A 15,143-nucleotide genomic window follows, 5' to 3' on the forward strand; every position below is an offset into this window, starting at 1 on the left:
AGGCCGCACGGAATCCGTGCGGCCTTCGTGCTATCTCAGGTCCGGTGCGTCAGGACCCGTCCTTCTCCAGCTGCTTCGGCAACCGTCCGACCGACTTCAAGTAGTAGTTGGCCGCGCGGCGTTGGACGAACATCCGCGTGATCGCGATGGCGGCTCCGGTCGCGGCTGACCACATCACGGCCTCTGCGAGGCTCACGTCGGGGTCGGCCGGGTTGGCCGGCGGCTTCCTCCCGGTGGACGCGGTCCAACCGGTGGAGAGGACCTTGCTGGCGACCTTGGCGGCAGCGACGCCGCTGACGAGGGCCATCATCGCCCAGATCTTGTCGCCCGTCTGTGCCTTGTTCTCAGGGGCGTTGGTGGACTTGGACATACGACCGAGCCTAGGCCATGCCCGCGAGGATGCGGCTCAGAGACTCGCGCGGAGAGCGTTGACCGTCTTGGCGAGCGCCACCGGGTGGCGGGTGAAGAGCAGCCAGTAGGGCGCGGGGTCGGCCGGGTCCTCGATGGCGACCCGGACTGCGCGCTTGAGGTAGGGGCGAAGGAGCAGGTAGGCCCGGGCGTCGGCGTCGCGGCCGGCGAGGTGACGGGCCTCGGTCTCGTCGAGGGCGACCGCTTCGCCGAGGAAGCGGGCCTCGATCCGTGCCTGGCCGGCGCGCAGCTCGCCCCCGGCGACCGTGATCTTGGCGTTGCCGTAGGCCACCATCGCCAGGACGAACAGCGCGCAGCCGGCAGCCGTGATGCCCGAGGCGAGCGTCGGTCCCACCCAGAAGACGGTGATGAACCAGATGAAGGCGAGCAGCATCACGCCTTGGACCCACCACCTCAGCGGCACGGTCAGTCGCTCGTCGTACGCCGGGGTGCTCACGATGCGGAGTTTTTCACGCCGCTCAAGCCAGCCACGAATCGGGTGACCGGGTGACCGTCTAAGGTGCGAGGTGTGTCTGATCTCGAAGTAGCCCTGGTGCGTCTGGATGCGGAGCTGCCGCCACCTGCCTACGCCCACCCGGGGGATGCCGGAGCCGACCTGCGCACGACCATGGACGTGACCCTGAAACCGGGGGAGCGCGCACTGGTGCCGACCGGCATCGCGATCGCCCTGCCGCAGGGCTACGTCGGCCTGGTCCATCCGCGGTCCGGCCTGGCCGCCAAGCACGGCCTCTCCATCGTCAACGCTCCTGGCACGGTCGACGCCGGCTACCGCGGCGAGGTGAAGGTGGCGCTGATCAACCTCGACCCCGTCGAGGCCATCGAGCTGCGTCGCGGTGACCGGGTCGCGCAGCTGGTGATCCAGCGTGTCGAGCAGGCCAGTTTCGTGGAGGTTTCGGAGTTGCCGGAGTCGGTTCGTGGTGATGGGGGATACGGTTCTACAGGGGGCTTCTCCAACCGCTGAGCGCTCAGTGTTAGATAAGTCTCCTCAGAGAGTCACCGCAACGTGAAAGCAGATGGTCGTGAAGTTCCGTCGCAAGTCCGCGCCCTCCCACCGGGGAGAGCCATCTGCATCGGTCCCGGAGGAGCTGAAGGGCCCCGAACGGCCGGTGCCTGCAGCCCCCGAGATCGGGCCTTACGACATCGACTCAGCCCCCGACGGGCTGATCACCGGCGACTGGGTCGACCTCGGCTCGATGATGCTCGCGCCGGCGCCGGGCAAGGAGCTGCGGCTGCAGGTGGATGAGAAGTCCGGCCAGATCGCTGCGGTGATGCTGACCGCCGAGGACGGCGCCATGGAGCTGCGCGCCTTCGCCGCACCCCGCAACGGCGACCTGTGGACCGAGTCGCTGCCGATGCTGCGCGAGGACGTCCAGCAGCGCGGCGGCGCGACCGCCGACCTGGAGGGCCCGTGGGGCACCGAGCTGATCACCCAGATGAAGGTCAAGCTGCCCGACGGCCAGCCGGCGGTCCAGCAGACCCGCATCATCGGCGTCAACGGCCCGCGCTGGATGCTCCGTGCCACCATGCTCGGCCGCCCGGCGATGGAGCCGACGGCCGGCAAGGAGTGGGAGAAGCTCCTCGAGCAGGTCGTCGTACGTCGTGGCGAGGGAGCCAAGCCCAAGGGTGAGGCGCTCGAGGTGAAGCTGCCGCCCAACGCGCGACGCGTCGAGAAGTGAACGGCTAGCGATGGCCAAGGGTCGGCTGCGCGCGAAGCTCAGCGAGTGGGCCAACACCGCCTCGATCGACGCGAGCGAGGTCCGCGCCGCCTACGTCACCAAGGACGTCGCCTCCATCGCCGACGCGCCCGACCGTGAGCCGGTGCGGCTGCGGGGCACGCTGCGTACGATCACGCTGCGCCCGCGCGGCGGCGTCCCGGCGCTGGAGGCAGAGCTCTTCGACGGCTCCGGCACCGTGACCATCATCTGGCTGGGGCGCCGGCGCATCGCCGGGATCAGCCCCGGCCGATCCCTGCAGGTGCAGGGCCGTATCGGCCGTACCGATGGCCAGCGCATCATGTTCAACCCCCGCTACGAGCTGATACCGGACCCCAACGAGTGAGCCAACCACACGTGAGCCACACCCCTGACACGCCCGCCGACGACGGCCGCCCGGACGAGCACGACCACAACCATCCGACGGTGGACACCGTCGAGGCAGTCGTACGCCGTCAGATGTCCGCCGGGCTCGGCGGAGTGCGCGGGATGCTCGAGGCCGGTGTGCCCGGGCTCGTCTTCACCATCGCCTGGCTGGTGGTCAAGGACCTCAAGGTCGCACTGATCGCCTCCGCGGCGACCGCGGCGATCTTCCTGGTGGTGCGGCTGGTGCAGCGTTCGAGCCTGCAGTACGTCGGCAACGCGATCTTCGGCATCCTCATCGGCTTCGCCGTGGTGCGGCTGGCCCAGTCCATGGGCGGCTCGGCGGAGGAGCAGGCGCTGGCCTACTTCCTGCCGGGCATCCTGATCAGCCTCGGCTACACCGTGGTGGTCGGCGGCCTGTGCCTGATCGGGTGGCCGATCTTCGGCTTCTTCATCGGCGTCGCCAGCGGCGACCCGCTCGAGTGGCACCAGGACAAGCAGATCGTGAAGCTGTGCACGCGGCTCACCTGGCTGTTCCTGGCGCCCGGTGCGATCGGAGCGGCCATCCAGGGACCGATCTGGTTCCTGGCCTGGAGCGGTGCCATCGACCGCGACTGGGCGATCCTCGCCCTCGGCATCCTGCGCACCGGCCTCGGCTGGGCGCTGCGGATCGCCTGCTACGGCACCATGATCTGGCTCCTCGCACGCAACCACACTCCGGTCCAGCCGGCGACGCGATGAGCCCACGCGGCGGCGTCCTCGCCGCTGCGCTGATGGCGCTCGTGCTGGCCGGGTGCGGGCGCCCGCTCGCGGAGATGGGCGGCACCGAGCCGTTCGCCCTGCCCGTCGGGCCGACCGAGTGGGACGCGACCGCGCCGGCCTGGTACGCCGACGGCACCCTGCACGTGGGGGATCGGAGCGTCGAGCTCGGCGACCGCGTGGACCAGTTCGTTCTCGGGGCGACCGGTGCCTACTGGATGCGCGGCGGGACGCTGATGTTCACCAGCGCGGAGGGCGAGACCGAGAAGGTCGAGGAGGTGGGCTGGGGAAACCTGGCGGTGTCCGCGGACCGGTCGGTGCTCGCCACCGTCGACCAGTCCCGCGGCCCGACCGACGAGTTCGGCACCCGGGTGATCCAGGTGGCGGTGTTCGACACCCACACCGGCGAGCAGCTCTATCGAACGCCCGACGAGGAGCCCGAGGACGGTGCCGACCTGGCCGATCTCTACGGCGAGATCATGCCGCTGCTGATCGGGGTGAGCAACGAGCGGGTCTTCTTCGACGGCGCCACCATCGACCTCGACGACGGCTCCGCGACACCGGCGAGCGACGGTCCCGACGGGGAGGTCTATGAGGGATATGCCGAGACCCTGTTCCGCGACGGCTTCCACGTCTATCTCCAGGGCGAGGGCCGACGCCGGCAGGTGAGCGACGTCTGGCTGTCCGGGATTGGGGTCCTCTCCCCGGACCGCACCACCATCTTCGACACCGGCCAGTGGCCGACGGAGGCGGTCGCGTACGACGCCTCGACCGGTCGTCAACGTCCGATCGACGCCCCCTGGGGCCAGTTCATGCTGGCAGGGTGGAGCGACGAGGACACCTTCTTCGGCGTCGCCCAGCGCATCGACGAGAACGCGCTCGACGTGGTGCGCGAACAGCAGGTCGTCACCTGTGAGGTGCGGACGCTCGCGTGCACGCCGGTGAGCCCCGTGATCCCGACCGATGACAGGGATCAAGGTCGGTACCCGACCTTCCTCGTCGAGGGCGACGCCCACCAGCTCTGAGCTGCGGCACGAGCCTCAGAAGCCCGTCCGCGGCACCGGCTCGGGATACGGTGCTGAGCGTGGAGCTGCGAGTGGTGAGACCGACGCGCGGAAGCGTGTGGCTCGCCCTGCTCGCCACGCTCGAGATCATGACCGGCGCGGTCCTGGCCCATCTGGCGGCCGGCGGTGCGCTGCCGGACGCCAGCTGGTTGGCCGCCGCTGCGCTGGCCGTCTTCGGTGCAGGCGTCGTGGTGCTGCAGCGACGAGTCGGGCTCCTCGGCGGTGCCCTGGCCGCCGGGCTGTCCCAGCTCGGTGTCCACGAGGTCTTCGCGGCCTTCGCCGCGGCCCCGGACGCTGGTCACCAGCACACGGTCGGCACGGCCGACGGCGGTGGATCGATGCTCGTCGCCCACGCCTGCGCGGCGGCGCTCGCCGTCGTCGCCTGGGCGCTGCACCGCAGGGCCCTCGCCGTGGTCGTACGCAGCCTCCCGGTGCCGCGGATCGCGGTCGCCGGTCGGCTGCTCGCCGAGGTGCAGCAGGTCCTACCGCGACCAGCCGTGTGGCTCCACGTCTCTCCGCGAAGGGGACCGCCGAGGCCCGCCGGCCTCTGAGATCTCCTGCGAGCACCACCGGGTGAGCCCCGGTGGCTGTCTTGCGTACCCGAACCTCGCGAGAAGAGAAACCTCGAATGTCCGTTCCGACCCAGTTCCAGACCGCTCCGCCCACCGGGCCCCAGACGGAGGTGGCGGCCGGCGTCCGACCCGGATGGTGGCCGACGATCCGCCCGCTCGTGCTGCGGATGCACTTCTACGCCGGGGTGCTCGTCGCCCCGTTCATCCTCGTCGCCTCGGTGACCGGGCTGCTCTACACGATCGCCCCGCAGGTCGAGCAGATCGCCTATCACAACCTGACCCATGTCGCCCCGGCCGGCGAGACGGTGCCGCTCGCCGATCAGGTCGCCGCCGCCCGGGCGAGCCATCCCGACGGCGAGATCCTCCGTGTCGACGTGCCACCCGCCGCCGACCGCAGCACCCGAGTGGTCTTCACAGACGAGACCGTTCCCGACGACTATGCGATGTCGGTCTTCGTCAATCCCTACACCGCCGGCGTGGAGGGGCAGGTCCGCAGCTACGGGCAGTGGCTCGGGTTCCGGGCCTGGCTCGACGAGCTGCACCGCAACCTCCATCTGGGAGCCTTCGGGCGTCACTACAGCGAGCTCGCCGCCAGCTGGCTGTGGGTCGTCGCCCTCGGCGGGCTGATGCTGTGGCTCGGGAAGCGGCGCCGCGACCGGCGGGTCCGCCGGCTGGTGACCCCCGACCTGGCCGCCACCGGACGCTCTCGGACGATGTCGTGGCACGCCGCCATGGGTGTCTGGGTCCTGCTCGGCGTACTCGCGCTGTCGGTCTCCGGGCTGACCTGGTCGCGCTATGCCGGCGCGAACATCGGCGAGGTGCGCACCGCCCTGTCCTGGATCGAGCCGACGCCGGCCACCTCGCTGCATGCCAGCGGTCCTGCGGCCGAGCATGCGGGTCACGGCTCCTCCGGGCCATCCGAGGGTGCCGCCGACCCGGACGGCATCATCACCGACGGAGTCGGTGTCGACGGCGTGCTGGCCGCAGCACGGGAGGCCGGGCTGGGTGATCCGCTCTACCTCGTGCCCCCGGCCGACGGGGCCAGCGCCTGGACGGCGGCGGAGAACAAGCGGGACTGGCCGACCGACTATGACGCGATCAGCGTCGACCCGGCCACCGGGAAGATGCTGGACCGGGTCGACTTCGCCGACTGGCCGGTGATGGCGAAGCTGACCGACTGGGTGATCGGCGCTCACATGGGCATCCTGTTCGGCGTCGTCAACCAGCTCGTGCTGGCGCTCCTGGCGATCGGCCTGATCGTGATGACCGTGCTCGGCTACCGGATGTGGTGGCTGCGGCGCCCGCGCGGCGGGAGCGCGCTCCGTCTCGGCAGACCGGCACGCCGGGGTGCTTGGCGACAGCTGCCCTGGCCGGTGCTCGTGTCCCTGGTCGCGGTCACCGCGGTGGTCGGCTGGTTGGTCCCGATGCTGGGGGTGACCCTCGTCGGCTTCCTGGTCGTCGACGCCGCGCTCGGTGCAGCGCGCCGGCGCGGCTGAACTCGGCCGGGCTCAGGCGGCGCAGGCGGTGCAGAGACCGAAGATCTCCACGGTGTGGTTGACGTCGGTGAAACCGTTCTGTGCCGCCACCTTGTCGGCCCAGGTCTCCACGGCAGGACCTTCGATCTCCACGGCCTTGCCGCACTGGCGGCACACCAGGTGGTGGTGATGGGTCGTGGAGGCGTCGCCGCACAGCCGGTAGGTGGACTCACCGTCGGGCTTGTGGATCACGTCGGCGAGCCCGTCGTCGACGAAGATCTGCAGGTGGCGGTAGACCGTGGAGAGGCCGATCTTCTCGCCGTTGGCTCGCAGCGTGGCGTAGACGTCCTGGGCGCTGCGGAAGGTGTCCTCGGCGGCGAGAGCCTCCTTCACCGCGGCGCCCTGGTTGGTTGCGCGCCGCTTGACCTGCTGGGTGGGTGCCATGCGCACATGTTAGTCGGTATCGGTATGAATCCCGTGCCCACCAGGGCCGTCACGAGGACAGCGGAGCAGGATGTGTCATAATGGGAACGATTCCCAATAAGACGAAAGGCTGCCATGTCACGCACGTGTCAGGTCACCGGCGCCCGCCCGGGCTTCGGCAACAACCGCCCCTGGTCCAAGAAGGCCACTCGACGCCGCTGGGAGGTCAACGTGCAGAAGAAGACCTACTACGTGCCCAGCCTGGGCCGGAAGGTCACCCTGCGGCTCAGCACGAACGCGATCAAGCAGATCGACGTACGCGGCATCGACGCCGTCATCGCCGAGATGAAGGCCCGAGGGGAACGCGTCTGATGGCGAAGAAGTCCAAGATCGCCGCCGAGGCCAGGCGTCGCGAGATCGTGGAGAGGTACGCAGCACGCCGCGCCGAGATCAAGGAGATCATCCGCACCGCAGAGCCGGGCTCGGCCGAGCAGGCCGTGGCCGTCCGGGCTCTCTCCCGCCTCCCGCGCGACTCTTCGCCCGTACGTCTGCGCAACCGCGACCAGGTCGACGGCCGGCCTCGGGGATATCTGCGCAAGGCCGGCGTCTCCCGGATCCGGTTCCGCGAGCTCGCGCACCAAGGACACCTGCCGGGGATCACCAAGTCCAGCTGGTGACGGATCTTCTCGGGAGGGCTAATCGGAACCATTCCGATTCGGCGAGGCGCAACCTCCCCGTCGCCGGGCTGTGCTAGAAACACCGGCCATGAGCGCCGAGCCCAAGCGAGCGACCACCAGTCTCAGGCCGTCGCCTCCGTATCCTTGCCTCTGTCCTACGGAGGCGACGGCATGAGCACGAGTGCCCCTGAGCGGGCGACGGAGAAGCCCGGGTTCCGGCTGGGGCAGACCGAGGTCGTCGCGATCGTCCTGCTCGTCGTCCTGCTCTCTCAGCGCTGGCTGCTGCCGTTGCTGGACCACGACCTGTTCAACACCTGGGGCACGATCTTCGTCGCCATCGTGGTGCAGTCGGCGCCGTTCCTGCTCGGCGGCGTACTGCTCAGCGCCGTCATCTCGACGTTCCTCTCCGAGAAGGCGCTGAGCAAGATCGTGCCCAAGAGCCCGGCGCTCGGGGTCCCGGTCGCCGGGCTGGCCGGGATCGGGCTCCCGGGCTGCGAGTGCGCCGCCGTGCCGGTGACCAACTCGCTGATCCGCCGTGGGGTCGCGCCGGCGGTCGCCCTGACCTTCCTGCTGGCCGCGCCCGCGGTCAACCCGGCGGTGCTCGTCTCGACAGCTGTCGCCTTCCCGGGCCAGCCGATGATGGTGCTGGCCCGGTTCTTGGCCTCGCTGATCACCGCGGTCGCGGTCGGCTGGATCATGCTCGCCCGCGGCAAGCTGCTGCTCGAGCGGCTCACCAACCTCGGCCGTGACGAGCACGCCCACGAGCGGTCGTTCCTCGGCAACGTCAGCCACGACTTCCTGCACGCCTCCGGCTTCCTGGTGCTGGGCGCGATGCTGGCCGCGGCGGTCAACACCTTCGTACCCCGCTCGGTGGTCAACACCGTTGCCGGCCAGGCCGTGCTGGGGATCGCGACGTTGGCGCTGTTCGCGTTCATCGTCGCGCTCTGTTCGGAATCGGACGCCTTCGTCGCCGCGAGCTTCACCGCCTTCTCCGACACCGCAAAGCTCGTCTTCCTCGTCGTCGGCCCGGCGATGGACATCAAGCTCGCCTCCATGGAGGCCGGCCAGTTCGGCATGGGCTTCGCCCTGCGCTTCGTGCCGTTGGTGATCATCACGGCGGTCGCCTCCGCCGTCGGCATCGGGTGGTGGCTGCTGTGAGCGAGCGCCAGCGAGTGAACCAGTCAATCAACGCGCGGCCGCGTCCGTACCATGGCGCTTGCGCTACGGAGGTGGCCGCGTGAGCGAGCGCGAGCGAGTGAACCAGTCAATCAACGCGCGGCCGCGTCCGTACTCTGGCGCTTGCGCTACGGAGGTGGCCGCGTGACTCGTACGACTCAGGCGCTGGTGGTCGGCTTCCTTGGGGCCGTCCTGCTGCGGCTCGCGCTCGGGGACGGTTATCTGAGGTACGTCACCAGCTGGATGAAGTGGCCGCTGGTCGCCACCGGCGTGGTGCTGCTCGGGCTGACCCTGTGGATGCTGCTGCGCCCCGCGGCGGAGGAGAACGGTGACGACCCGGACGGGCACGAGGGGCATGAAGGGCACGGTCACAAGGTTCCGGCGATGACCTGGCTGGCGATCCTGCCGGGTGTGATCGTCTTCGTCGCCAGCCCACCGTCGTTGGGTGCCTACCTGGCCGAACGTCGTGCCGACGACCCGGTCGCGGCCGCTCCTGACGCCGAGATCCTGCCGCTGCCCGCCTCGGACGGGCCGGTCGACGTCGAGGTCGCCGAGTTCATGTGGCGAGCCGGCGTCGAGGACGGCGCGACGATCAGGGACCGCGACGTACGCCTCACGGGCTTCGTCAGCACCGACGAGAACGGCAACTGGTACGTCACCCGCATCGCCATCGCCTGCTGCGCCGCCGACGCGAGCGCCTCCCGGGTGCGCGTCGAGGACTACGACGACGCGCCGGAGCGCGACTCCTGGGTCGCGGTCACCGGTCGTTGGGTCGAGGGCACCGCACCGGGCGGCAAGTCGGAGACGGCCATCGAGGCCTCCTCCGTCGAGCCGCGCGAGGCGCCGGCCAACACCTACCAGTGACTCCGCATGGGTGACCCGAGACGCTCCGGCAATCCGGCTCGGCGCGCCGAGGCACGGCGTGCGCCTTCGTGGCGCGACCGCCTCCCGGACCCGCCACGCGGGCTGGTCGTCGGCGTGCTGATCGCGGCCGCGATCGGTGTCGTGGTGCTGACCCGAGACCTGAACGGCCCGGAGGCGCCGTCCACGGCGGACGCGTCCGGGGCGGCCTCCTCGGCTGCGCCGGTCGCCGCGGGACCGGTCGCGTCCCTGGAGGAGTTCTGCGGCGCCGTCCAGACCATGGCGAACGCTCACGCGACCCAGATGACCACCCCGAACGACGAGAACGAGACCGCACTGGGCCTGGCGGCCACGAGCCTGCAGTCGATGGGTGTCCCGGAGGGCACCCCGGCGGCCGCTGTCGAGGGCGTTCGGATGATGATCGAGGACGCCCTGCGTACCGGCCGGAGACAGGACCCGCTCGAGCGCACCGAGGCCCAGAACCTCGCCTACGAGCGTCTCGGCGAGTTCCTCACCGAAAGCTGCGGCGCGGCGTGACGTCGCCGCGGCACGGCGCGCGGGTAACACGTCGTTCGTGGGACTATCCGGTCGTCATGACGGGCGAGCAGTCAGTCGAACGACGTGTTACACCTGTAGGTCGCCGACAGCGGGCGCTCGCTCACCCGCGGCGGCGGAGCAGGACGACCGCGTCCTCGAGGGTGGCGGGCTCGCCCGACGGGCTGGTGACAGGGCGGTTCCGATGCTCGAGCACGACCGTCTCCCAGGCGTCCTCGGGTAGGTCGAGCTCCTCGAGCTCCCCCTTGGCGTCGAGGAAGGTGTGCTCGTGGGCGGAGGCATCGGCCCACGGCGGCGCGGCGGCGTGCGAGGTGATCAGCAGGTGGCCGCCGACGTTCACCAGACCGGCCGCCCGACGCAGGATGTCGGTGCGAGGCAGCTCGACGGGAGAGTGGAAGAAACTCGCGGTGACCAGGTCGTAGCCGCGGTCCAGCACGGACGGGTCGGACAGGTCGGAGACCACGAAGCGAGCCTGCTCCTCGGTGACCCCCGCGTCCCGTGCCGCCTCGCGGCCCCGGATGACAGCGTTCTCGGAGATGTCGATGCCGGTGGCCTGCCAGCCGTGCTGCGCCAGCCAGAGGACGTCGGCACCCTCGCCGGAGCCCAGGTCGAGCGCAGTCCCGGGCTCGAGGCCGGCGGCGATGTCGCCGAGCACCGCGTTGACCTTGCCGGACCACATCCGGTCGCTGCCGGCGTACCTCTCCTGCCAGAAGGCGACCGGGTCGCCCTTCTCGGTGGGGCCGGCGACGGCGCGATCGAAGTCGTCGGTGACCAGGGTCGCGTTCACGAAGCTGCCTGCCATCGTGCCCGCGCTCATGCTGATCGGGACGTTGGCCATCGGGTTGGAGACGTTCCCGACCGCCCAGATCCGGTCGCTGCTGGTCTTGCCGGTGGCATCGACCGCGAGGAAGCTGCCGACCGGGGTGTCGGTGCGCTCGAGGTCGAGGTGGGTGAGGAATCCGTCGTGCGGGCGCAGGGTGCCGGCCGTGAAGATGGCGCCGACCTCGGTGGTCTGCCCGTCCTCGGTGCGCACCGCGGTGACCTGGTCACCTTCGCCGAGCACCTCGACCACGGGGGAGTGGACCAGCGTGACCCCGCGCGCTCGCAGACGCTGCTCGTCGGCTTCCTGCATCGGGCCGAGCCCGGCGGTGAAGACGACGACGTCGTCGCTCCACTGGCGGATCAGCTGTGCCTGGTGCATCGAGAGCGGTGAGGTGGTCAGCACCCCGATCCGGCGGTCGCGCACCTCCCAGCCGTGGCAGTAGGGGCAGTGCAGGACGGTGGCGCCCCAGCGCTCGGCCAGGCCGGGGATGTCGGGGAGCTCGTCGGTGACGCCGGTCGCGACGATCGCGATCCGCGCGGTGAGCCGCTCGCCGTCCTCGAGAAGGACGCTCACGCCGTGGTCGGTCTCGTCGAGGCGGGCGACACGACCGGGGCGGATCCCGACGTCGTACGTCGCCAGCTCGTCGCGCCCCTTGCGGAGCAGGTCGGCCGGGTCCAGGCCCTCGTGGCCGAGGACGCCGTGCATGTGCGCTGCGAAGCGGTTGCGCGGGAGGCCGGAGTCGATCACGAGGGTCCGGCGGCGGGAGCGGCCCAGCATGAGGGCGGCGGAGAGTCCGGCGGCACCGCCGCCGATGACGATCACGTCAAGGTGTTCTGTGTGTGTGTTCATGTCATCCAGTTCAGTGGCACAATGTAAGAACGGCAAGGGTTCTTGCTGAAATGGCAAATGGGAGATGGAGCACATGATCGACGAGCTCAAGCAGGTCGGTCCGAGGATCCGGGCGATCCGGCACAGCAAGGGGTGGACCCTGGAGCAGCTGGCCGCGATGGCGGAGATGTCGCCGAGCACGCTGTCCCGGCTCGAGTCGGGCAAGCGGCAGGCGAGCCTGGAGCTGCTGATCCCGCTGACCCGTCACCTCGGCGTGGGTCTCGACAGCCTGGTGACTCCGTCGGTGCCGGACCCGCGGGTTCGGCGACCGGTGGTCCGCCGCGACGGCATGGAGATCGCGCCGCTGACTCCCGAGGGCTCACCGGTGAGCACCTACAAGATCACCTACCAGCCGACGACCGAGGTGCCGGAGCCGCGGGTGCACGACGGCTACGAGTGGCTCTACGTCATCTCCGGAAAGCTCCGGCTGCTGCTGGGGGATCGCGACCTGATCCTGACCCGGGGCGAGGCGGCTGAGTTCGACACCCGGGTGCCGCACGCGATCTTCGCGACCGGTTCGCGTCCTGCGCAGGTGCTGAGCATCTTCAACAGCGAGGGCGTACGCATGCACACCCACACCACGGACGGGTGATCATCGGCTCGATGTGAACGGCGACCACCCCTTGTGTAAGATGAGAATCGTTATCATTAGTCACAGCGGGAGGTCCCCATGAAGCAAGGCATCCACCCCGTCTCCGGACAGGTCGTCTTCCGCGACCGCTCGGCGGACAAGCTCTTCCTGATGCAGTCGACGATCTTCGAGCGGCTGGCGGACGACCACGAGCGGGTCACCTGGGAGAACGGTGAGACCTACCCGGTCGTCGACGTCGACGTCTCGAGCGCCAGCCACCCGTTCTGGACCGGCCGCGGCCGCGTCGTCGACACCGAGGGACGGGTCGAACGGTTCAAGCGCCGCTACGGGCGAGACCGATGAGCAAGGACCTGTCCCGTCCCAAGGTGCCCGTGATCCTGGTGAGCGGGGTCGAGGAGGGCGCGATGCTCTCGGCGACCATCTCGCTGCAGTTCGGCCTTCCCGACGCGGTCACGGTCCGCCATGTCATCGATCCCGAGCGCCAGCTCCTCACTCGCGTCGTCAGCGACGTCACCGGTGTGATCGAGCACGAGGAGATCAACCTCGCCCACGCCTGTGTCGCCTGTGCGATCCGCGAGGACATCGTGCCGACGCTCGAGCGCCTCGCGGCCCAGGGCCGCTGGGGCAGCATCGTGGCCTGCCTCCCGGTCGCCGCCGAGGCGGTCCAGGTGTGCCGGGTGCTGGCCTGGTCGCCGAGGATGGCGCCGCACATCGGCATCTCAGCCGTCGTCGCGGCGCTCGAGGGCACGACGGTGGCCGAGGACCTGCTCGGGCCCGACCTCCTCGACGAGCGCGGGCTGGCGACCTCCGAGGACGACCGCCGCGGCGTCGCCGAGGTCGCCAGCGCGATCGTCGAGTACGCCGACGTCGTCTGCATCACCGAGACCCCCGAGCCCGAGGAGGAGTCGTTGGTGGCGACCCTCGCCCGGCCGCGTACGCCGGTGGTGACCGACCCCTCCCTCCTCGATGCCGCCGGCCTGGTCGCCGGTGTGCACCGCCACCACGCCGTGGAGGCCTGGGTCGCCGAGGTGCGCCGCAACCCGCTGCCGCCGCTGCCCGAGGGCGGTGCGTGGCGGCTCGACCTGCGCTCGGAGCGCCCGATCCACCCGGTCCGGTTCCAGGAGGAGCTGGAGATCCTCGGTGGCGGCCCGCGCCGGTCGCGGGGCTGCTTCTGGGTGCCGACCCGCCCCGACGACATCTGTGTCTGGGACGGGGCCGGGGGCCAGGCGAGCGTGGGGTCGACCCAGAAGTGGGGACGCACCGAACGGCTCACCCGGATCGTCGTGGTCGGCCTCGACGACGACTCCGCGCAGATCCCGCGGGCGTTCCAGCGCGCGCTGCTCACCGACCAGGAGATCGCCCAGCGCGGCCAGATCTGGGAGGAGACCTGGGACGGGCTCGAGGACTGGCTCGGCCCGATCGGCCGCGCCGCCTGACCCGGACCGTCAACCACCACGAAGGAGGCCGACATGGCCGTACCCAAGCGCAAGATGTCGCGCAGCAACACCCGCCACCGACGCTCGAGCTGGAAGGCGACCCCGGTCGCGCTCGTGCCCGTCACCGTCGACGGCCGGACCTATGAGGTTCCCCGCCGCCTGGTCCGCGCGGTCGAGCGCGGCTACGTCGACCCCGCCCGCCTCCGCTGAAAGGCTCTACCGAAAGGAATCCGGCCCCATGCCCAAACGCCCACCGTCCACCGTCCGCAAGCGGCGAAAGCCGCTGCTGGCACCGGACGTGACCTATGTCGACTACAAGGACGTGCAGCTGCTGCGTACGTTCATCTCCGACCGCGGCAAGATCCGCTCCCGGCGCGTCACCGGGCTCACCCCGCAGCAGCAGCGGGCCGTGACCAAGGCGATCAAGAACGCCCGCGAGGTCGCGCTGCTGCCCTACACGAGCACGAAGGGATAGATCCTCGTGAAGGTCGTCAACTCCATCCGGTCGCTGAAGAACCAGCCCGGATCCCAGGTCGTACGCCGCCGCGGCCGGGTCTACGTCATCAACAAGCTGAACCCACGGCTGAAGGCCCGGCAGGGCTGATCAAACGCGCCGACGGCGCCGAGCCCCTTGTCGGGACTCGGCGCCGTCGTGCGTCGGACCATGATCACCGGCCGGCATCAGGGAGTGCCGCTGGTGTCAGCGTTCCTCGCGGAACTCGACGTGGCGCCGCACCACCGGGTCGTACTTGCGGAGCACGATCCGGTCGGGAGTGTTTCGGCGGTTCTTCATGCTGATGTAGGTGTAGCCCGTGCCTGCGGTGGAACGGAGCTTGATCTTGGGGCGTACGTCCGATGACCTGCTTGCCATGCTCAACCTCTAGCTCTAATGAGAACGGTTATCATTCATATGATAGCGCCGGAGGCAAGAGCAGAGATCGCGAGAAGGGCCTGATCGAAGATCGATCAGGCCCTTCTCGGTTGGTCCAGGGACTCAGCCCTTGGCGACCCGCTCCTTGAACGCGGAGCCGGCCTTGAACGCCGGGCCCTTCGAGGCCGGAATCTTGATCTCGGCGCCGGTCTGCGGGTTGCGGCCGGTGCGAGCCGAGCGCTCGCGCGACTCGAACGTACCGAAACCGGGCAGCGTGACCTTGTCGCCGCCAGCAACGGCCGCGCTGATCGCCTCGATGGCGGCACCCAGGGCGGCCGAGGCCTGCGTCTGGGTGATCTCGGCCTGCTTGGCGATTTCGCTCACCAGGTCGGTGCGGTTCATGCGATCTCCTTTAATCGTTGATCCGAGCCGCACAGGTTGACGAGATGCGGCTCGTCGCCAGCGTA

General features: G+C 70.0%; 24 protein-coding genes. 18 read left to right on the plus strand and 6 right to left on the minus strand.

The window, feature by feature from the left end; genetic code table 11:
* Nucleotides 1-49: 49 nt before the first annotated feature.
* Both WBG06_RS14990 and WBG06_RS14995 read right to left on the minus strand, forming a co-directional pair.
* The gene (locus WBG06_RS14990; RefSeq protein WP_336737639.1) at nt 50-370 is read right to left on the minus strand and encodes a DUF4235 domain-containing protein; all 321 of its coding nucleotides are present in this window, start codon (nt 368-370) and stop codon (nt 50-52) included.
* A 36-nt stretch (nt 371-406) separates the two neighbouring features.
* Nucleotides 407-865: a DUF3093 domain-containing protein gene (locus WBG06_RS14995; RefSeq protein WP_336737640.1), complete on the minus strand. Its 459-nt coding sequence runs from the start codon at nt 863-865 to the stop codon at nt 407-409.
* Between the two features lie 72 nt (nt 866-937).
* Here WBG06_RS14995 and dut point away from each other — a divergent pair, with 72 nt between their 5' ends.
* The 7 genes from dut (at nt 938) to WBG06_RS15030 (ending at nt 6,395) form a co-directional block, all read left to right on the plus strand.
* Nucleotides 938-1,390, plus strand: a complete 453-nt coding sequence (dut, locus tag WBG06_RS15000) for a dUTP diphosphatase (protein WP_336737642.1) — start codon at nt 938-940, stop codon at nt 1,388-1,390.
* A 52-nt stretch (nt 1,391-1,442) separates the two neighbouring features.
* Nucleotides 1,443-2,105 carry a DUF3710 domain-containing protein gene (locus WBG06_RS15005; RefSeq protein WP_336737644.1) on the plus strand — a complete coding sequence of 221 codons (663 nt, stop codon included), beginning with the start codon at nt 1,443-1,445 and terminating at the stop codon, nt 2,103-2,105.
* 10 nt (nt 2,106-2,115) lie between these two features.
* On the plus strand, nt 2,116-2,487 hold the full coding sequence (locus tag WBG06_RS15010; RefSeq protein WP_336737646.1) for an OB-fold nucleic acid binding domain-containing protein: 372 nt from the start codon (nt 2,116-2,118) through the stop codon (nt 2,485-2,487).
* A gap of 11 nt (nt 2,488-2,498) precedes the next feature.
* The gene (locus WBG06_RS15015) at nt 2,499-3,245 is read left to right on the plus strand and encodes a DUF3159 domain-containing protein (protein ID WP_336737647.1); all 747 of its coding nucleotides are present in this window, start codon (nt 2,499-2,501) and stop codon (nt 3,243-3,245) included.
* On the plus strand, nt 3,242-4,288 hold the full coding sequence (locus WBG06_RS15020) for a hypothetical protein (RefSeq protein WP_336737648.1): 1,047 nt from the start codon (nt 3,242-3,244) through the stop codon (nt 4,286-4,288). Before WBG06_RS15015 ends, WBG06_RS15020 begins: the two co-directional genes overlap by 4 nt.
* Before the next feature lie 59 nt (nt 4,289-4,347).
* Nucleotides 4,348-4,878, plus strand: coding sequence for a cell division protein FtsQ (locus tag WBG06_RS15025; protein WP_336737649.1), 531 nt, complete (start codon nt 4,348-4,350; stop codon nt 4,876-4,878).
* Nucleotides 4,879-4,955: 77 nt separating this feature from the next.
* Nucleotides 4,956-6,395 (plus strand): PepSY-associated TM helix domain-containing protein, encoded by a 1,440-nt coding sequence (locus tag WBG06_RS15030; RefSeq protein ID WP_336737650.1) that lies wholly within the window; start codon nt 4,956-4,958, stop codon nt 6,393-6,395.
* Nucleotides 6,396-6,407: 12 nt separating this feature from the next.
* Here WBG06_RS15030 and WBG06_RS15035 read toward each other — a convergent pair whose 3' ends face one another.
* A complete protein-coding gene (locus tag WBG06_RS15035; protein ID WP_336737651.1) occupies nt 6,408-6,818 on the minus strand; it encodes a Fur family transcriptional regulator in 411 nt (136 codons plus the stop codon).
* A gap of 114 nt (nt 6,819-6,932) precedes the next feature.
* On the opposite strand from WBG06_RS15035, the gene rpmB reads away from it, so the two are divergent.
* The 5 genes from rpmB (at nt 6,933) to WBG06_RS15060 (ending at nt 10,048) form a co-directional block, all read left to right on the plus strand.
* Entirely contained in the window at nt 6,933-7,169 is a 237-nt protein-coding gene (gene rpmB / locus WBG06_RS15040; RefSeq protein ID WP_336737652.1) for a 50S ribosomal protein L28, read from the plus strand.
* Nucleotides 7,169-7,474: a 30S ribosomal protein S14 gene (gene rpsN / locus WBG06_RS15045; RefSeq protein ID WP_336737653.1), complete on the plus strand. Its 306-nt coding sequence runs from the start codon at nt 7,169-7,171 to the stop codon at nt 7,472-7,474. Before rpmB ends, rpsN begins: the two co-directional genes overlap by 1 nt.
* Before the next feature lie 171 nt (nt 7,475-7,645).
* Nucleotides 7,646-8,632 (plus strand): permease, encoded by a 987-nt coding sequence (locus WBG06_RS15050; RefSeq protein WP_336737654.1) that lies wholly within the window; start codon nt 7,646-7,648, stop codon nt 8,630-8,632.
* 162 nt (nt 8,633-8,794) lie between these two features.
* Nucleotides 8,795-9,514, plus strand: a complete 720-nt coding sequence (locus WBG06_RS15055; RefSeq protein WP_336737655.1) for a TIGR03943 family putative permease subunit — start codon at nt 8,795-8,797, stop codon at nt 9,512-9,514.
* Nucleotides 9,515-9,520: 6 nt separating this feature from the next.
* Nucleotides 9,521-10,048 (plus strand): hypothetical protein, encoded by a 528-nt coding sequence (locus WBG06_RS15060; protein ID WP_336737656.1) that lies wholly within the window; start codon nt 9,521-9,523, stop codon nt 10,046-10,048.
* Between the two features lie 121 nt (nt 10,049-10,169).
* On the opposite strand, the gene WBG06_RS15065 is transcribed toward WBG06_RS15060, so the two are convergent.
* Nucleotides 10,170-11,738, minus strand: coding sequence for a bifunctional NAD(P)/FAD-dependent oxidoreductase/class I SAM-dependent methyltransferase (locus tag WBG06_RS15065; RefSeq protein ID WP_336737657.1), 1,569 nt, complete (start codon nt 11,736-11,738; stop codon nt 10,170-10,172).
* Nucleotides 11,739-11,811: 73 nt separating this feature from the next.
* Here WBG06_RS15065 and WBG06_RS15070 point away from each other — a divergent pair, with 73 nt between their 5' ends.
* From WBG06_RS15070 to ykgO, 6 genes are all read left to right on the plus strand, one after another.
* Nucleotides 11,812-12,369, plus strand: a complete 558-nt coding sequence (locus WBG06_RS15070; RefSeq protein ID WP_336737658.1) for a helix-turn-helix domain-containing protein — start codon at nt 11,812-11,814, stop codon at nt 12,367-12,369.
* A gap of 78 nt (nt 12,370-12,447) precedes the next feature.
* Entirely contained in the window at nt 12,448-12,711 is a 264-nt protein-coding gene (locus WBG06_RS15075) for a type B 50S ribosomal protein L31 (RefSeq protein WP_336737659.1), read from the plus strand.
* The gene (locus WBG06_RS15080; RefSeq protein ID WP_336737660.1) at nt 12,708-13,805 is read left to right on the plus strand and encodes a GTP-binding protein; all 1,098 of its coding nucleotides are present in this window, start codon (nt 12,708-12,710) and stop codon (nt 13,803-13,805) included. Before WBG06_RS15075 ends, WBG06_RS15080 begins: the two co-directional genes overlap by 4 nt.
* Before the next feature lie 33 nt (nt 13,806-13,838).
* Nucleotides 13,839-14,015, plus strand: a complete 177-nt coding sequence (gene rpmF, locus WBG06_RS15085; RefSeq protein ID WP_336737661.1) for a 50S ribosomal protein L32 — start codon at nt 13,839-13,841, stop codon at nt 14,013-14,015.
* Between the two features lie 28 nt (nt 14,016-14,043).
* The gene (rpsR, locus tag WBG06_RS15090) at nt 14,044-14,280 is read left to right on the plus strand and encodes a 30S ribosomal protein S18 (protein WP_336737662.1); all 237 of its coding nucleotides are present in this window, start codon (nt 14,044-14,046) and stop codon (nt 14,278-14,280) included.
* A 6-nt stretch (nt 14,281-14,286) separates the two neighbouring features.
* Nucleotides 14,287-14,409, plus strand: a complete 123-nt coding sequence (ykgO, locus tag WBG06_RS15095; protein ID WP_045547214.1) for a type B 50S ribosomal protein L36 — start codon at nt 14,287-14,289, stop codon at nt 14,407-14,409.
* 96 nt (nt 14,410-14,505) lie between these two features.
* Here the strand turns inward: ykgO and rpmG are convergent, their stop codons facing one another.
* Nucleotides 14,506-14,676, minus strand: coding sequence for a 50S ribosomal protein L33 (gene rpmG / locus WBG06_RS15100; protein WP_141793232.1), 171 nt, complete (start codon nt 14,674-14,676; stop codon nt 14,506-14,508).
* A gap of 123 nt (nt 14,677-14,799) precedes the next feature.
* Nucleotides 14,800-15,111 carry an HU family DNA-binding protein gene (locus WBG06_RS15105; RefSeq protein WP_442945473.1) on the minus strand — a complete coding sequence of 104 codons (312 nt, stop codon included), beginning with the start codon at nt 15,109-15,111 and terminating at the stop codon, nt 14,800-14,802.
* Nucleotides 15,112-15,143 lie beyond the last annotated feature (32 nt).

Source organism: Nocardioides sp. CCNWLW239 (assembly GCF_037137035.1).
In the GTDB taxonomy this organism is placed as follows: domain Bacteria; phylum Actinomycetota; class Actinomycetes; order Propionibacteriales; family Nocardioidaceae; genus Nocardioides.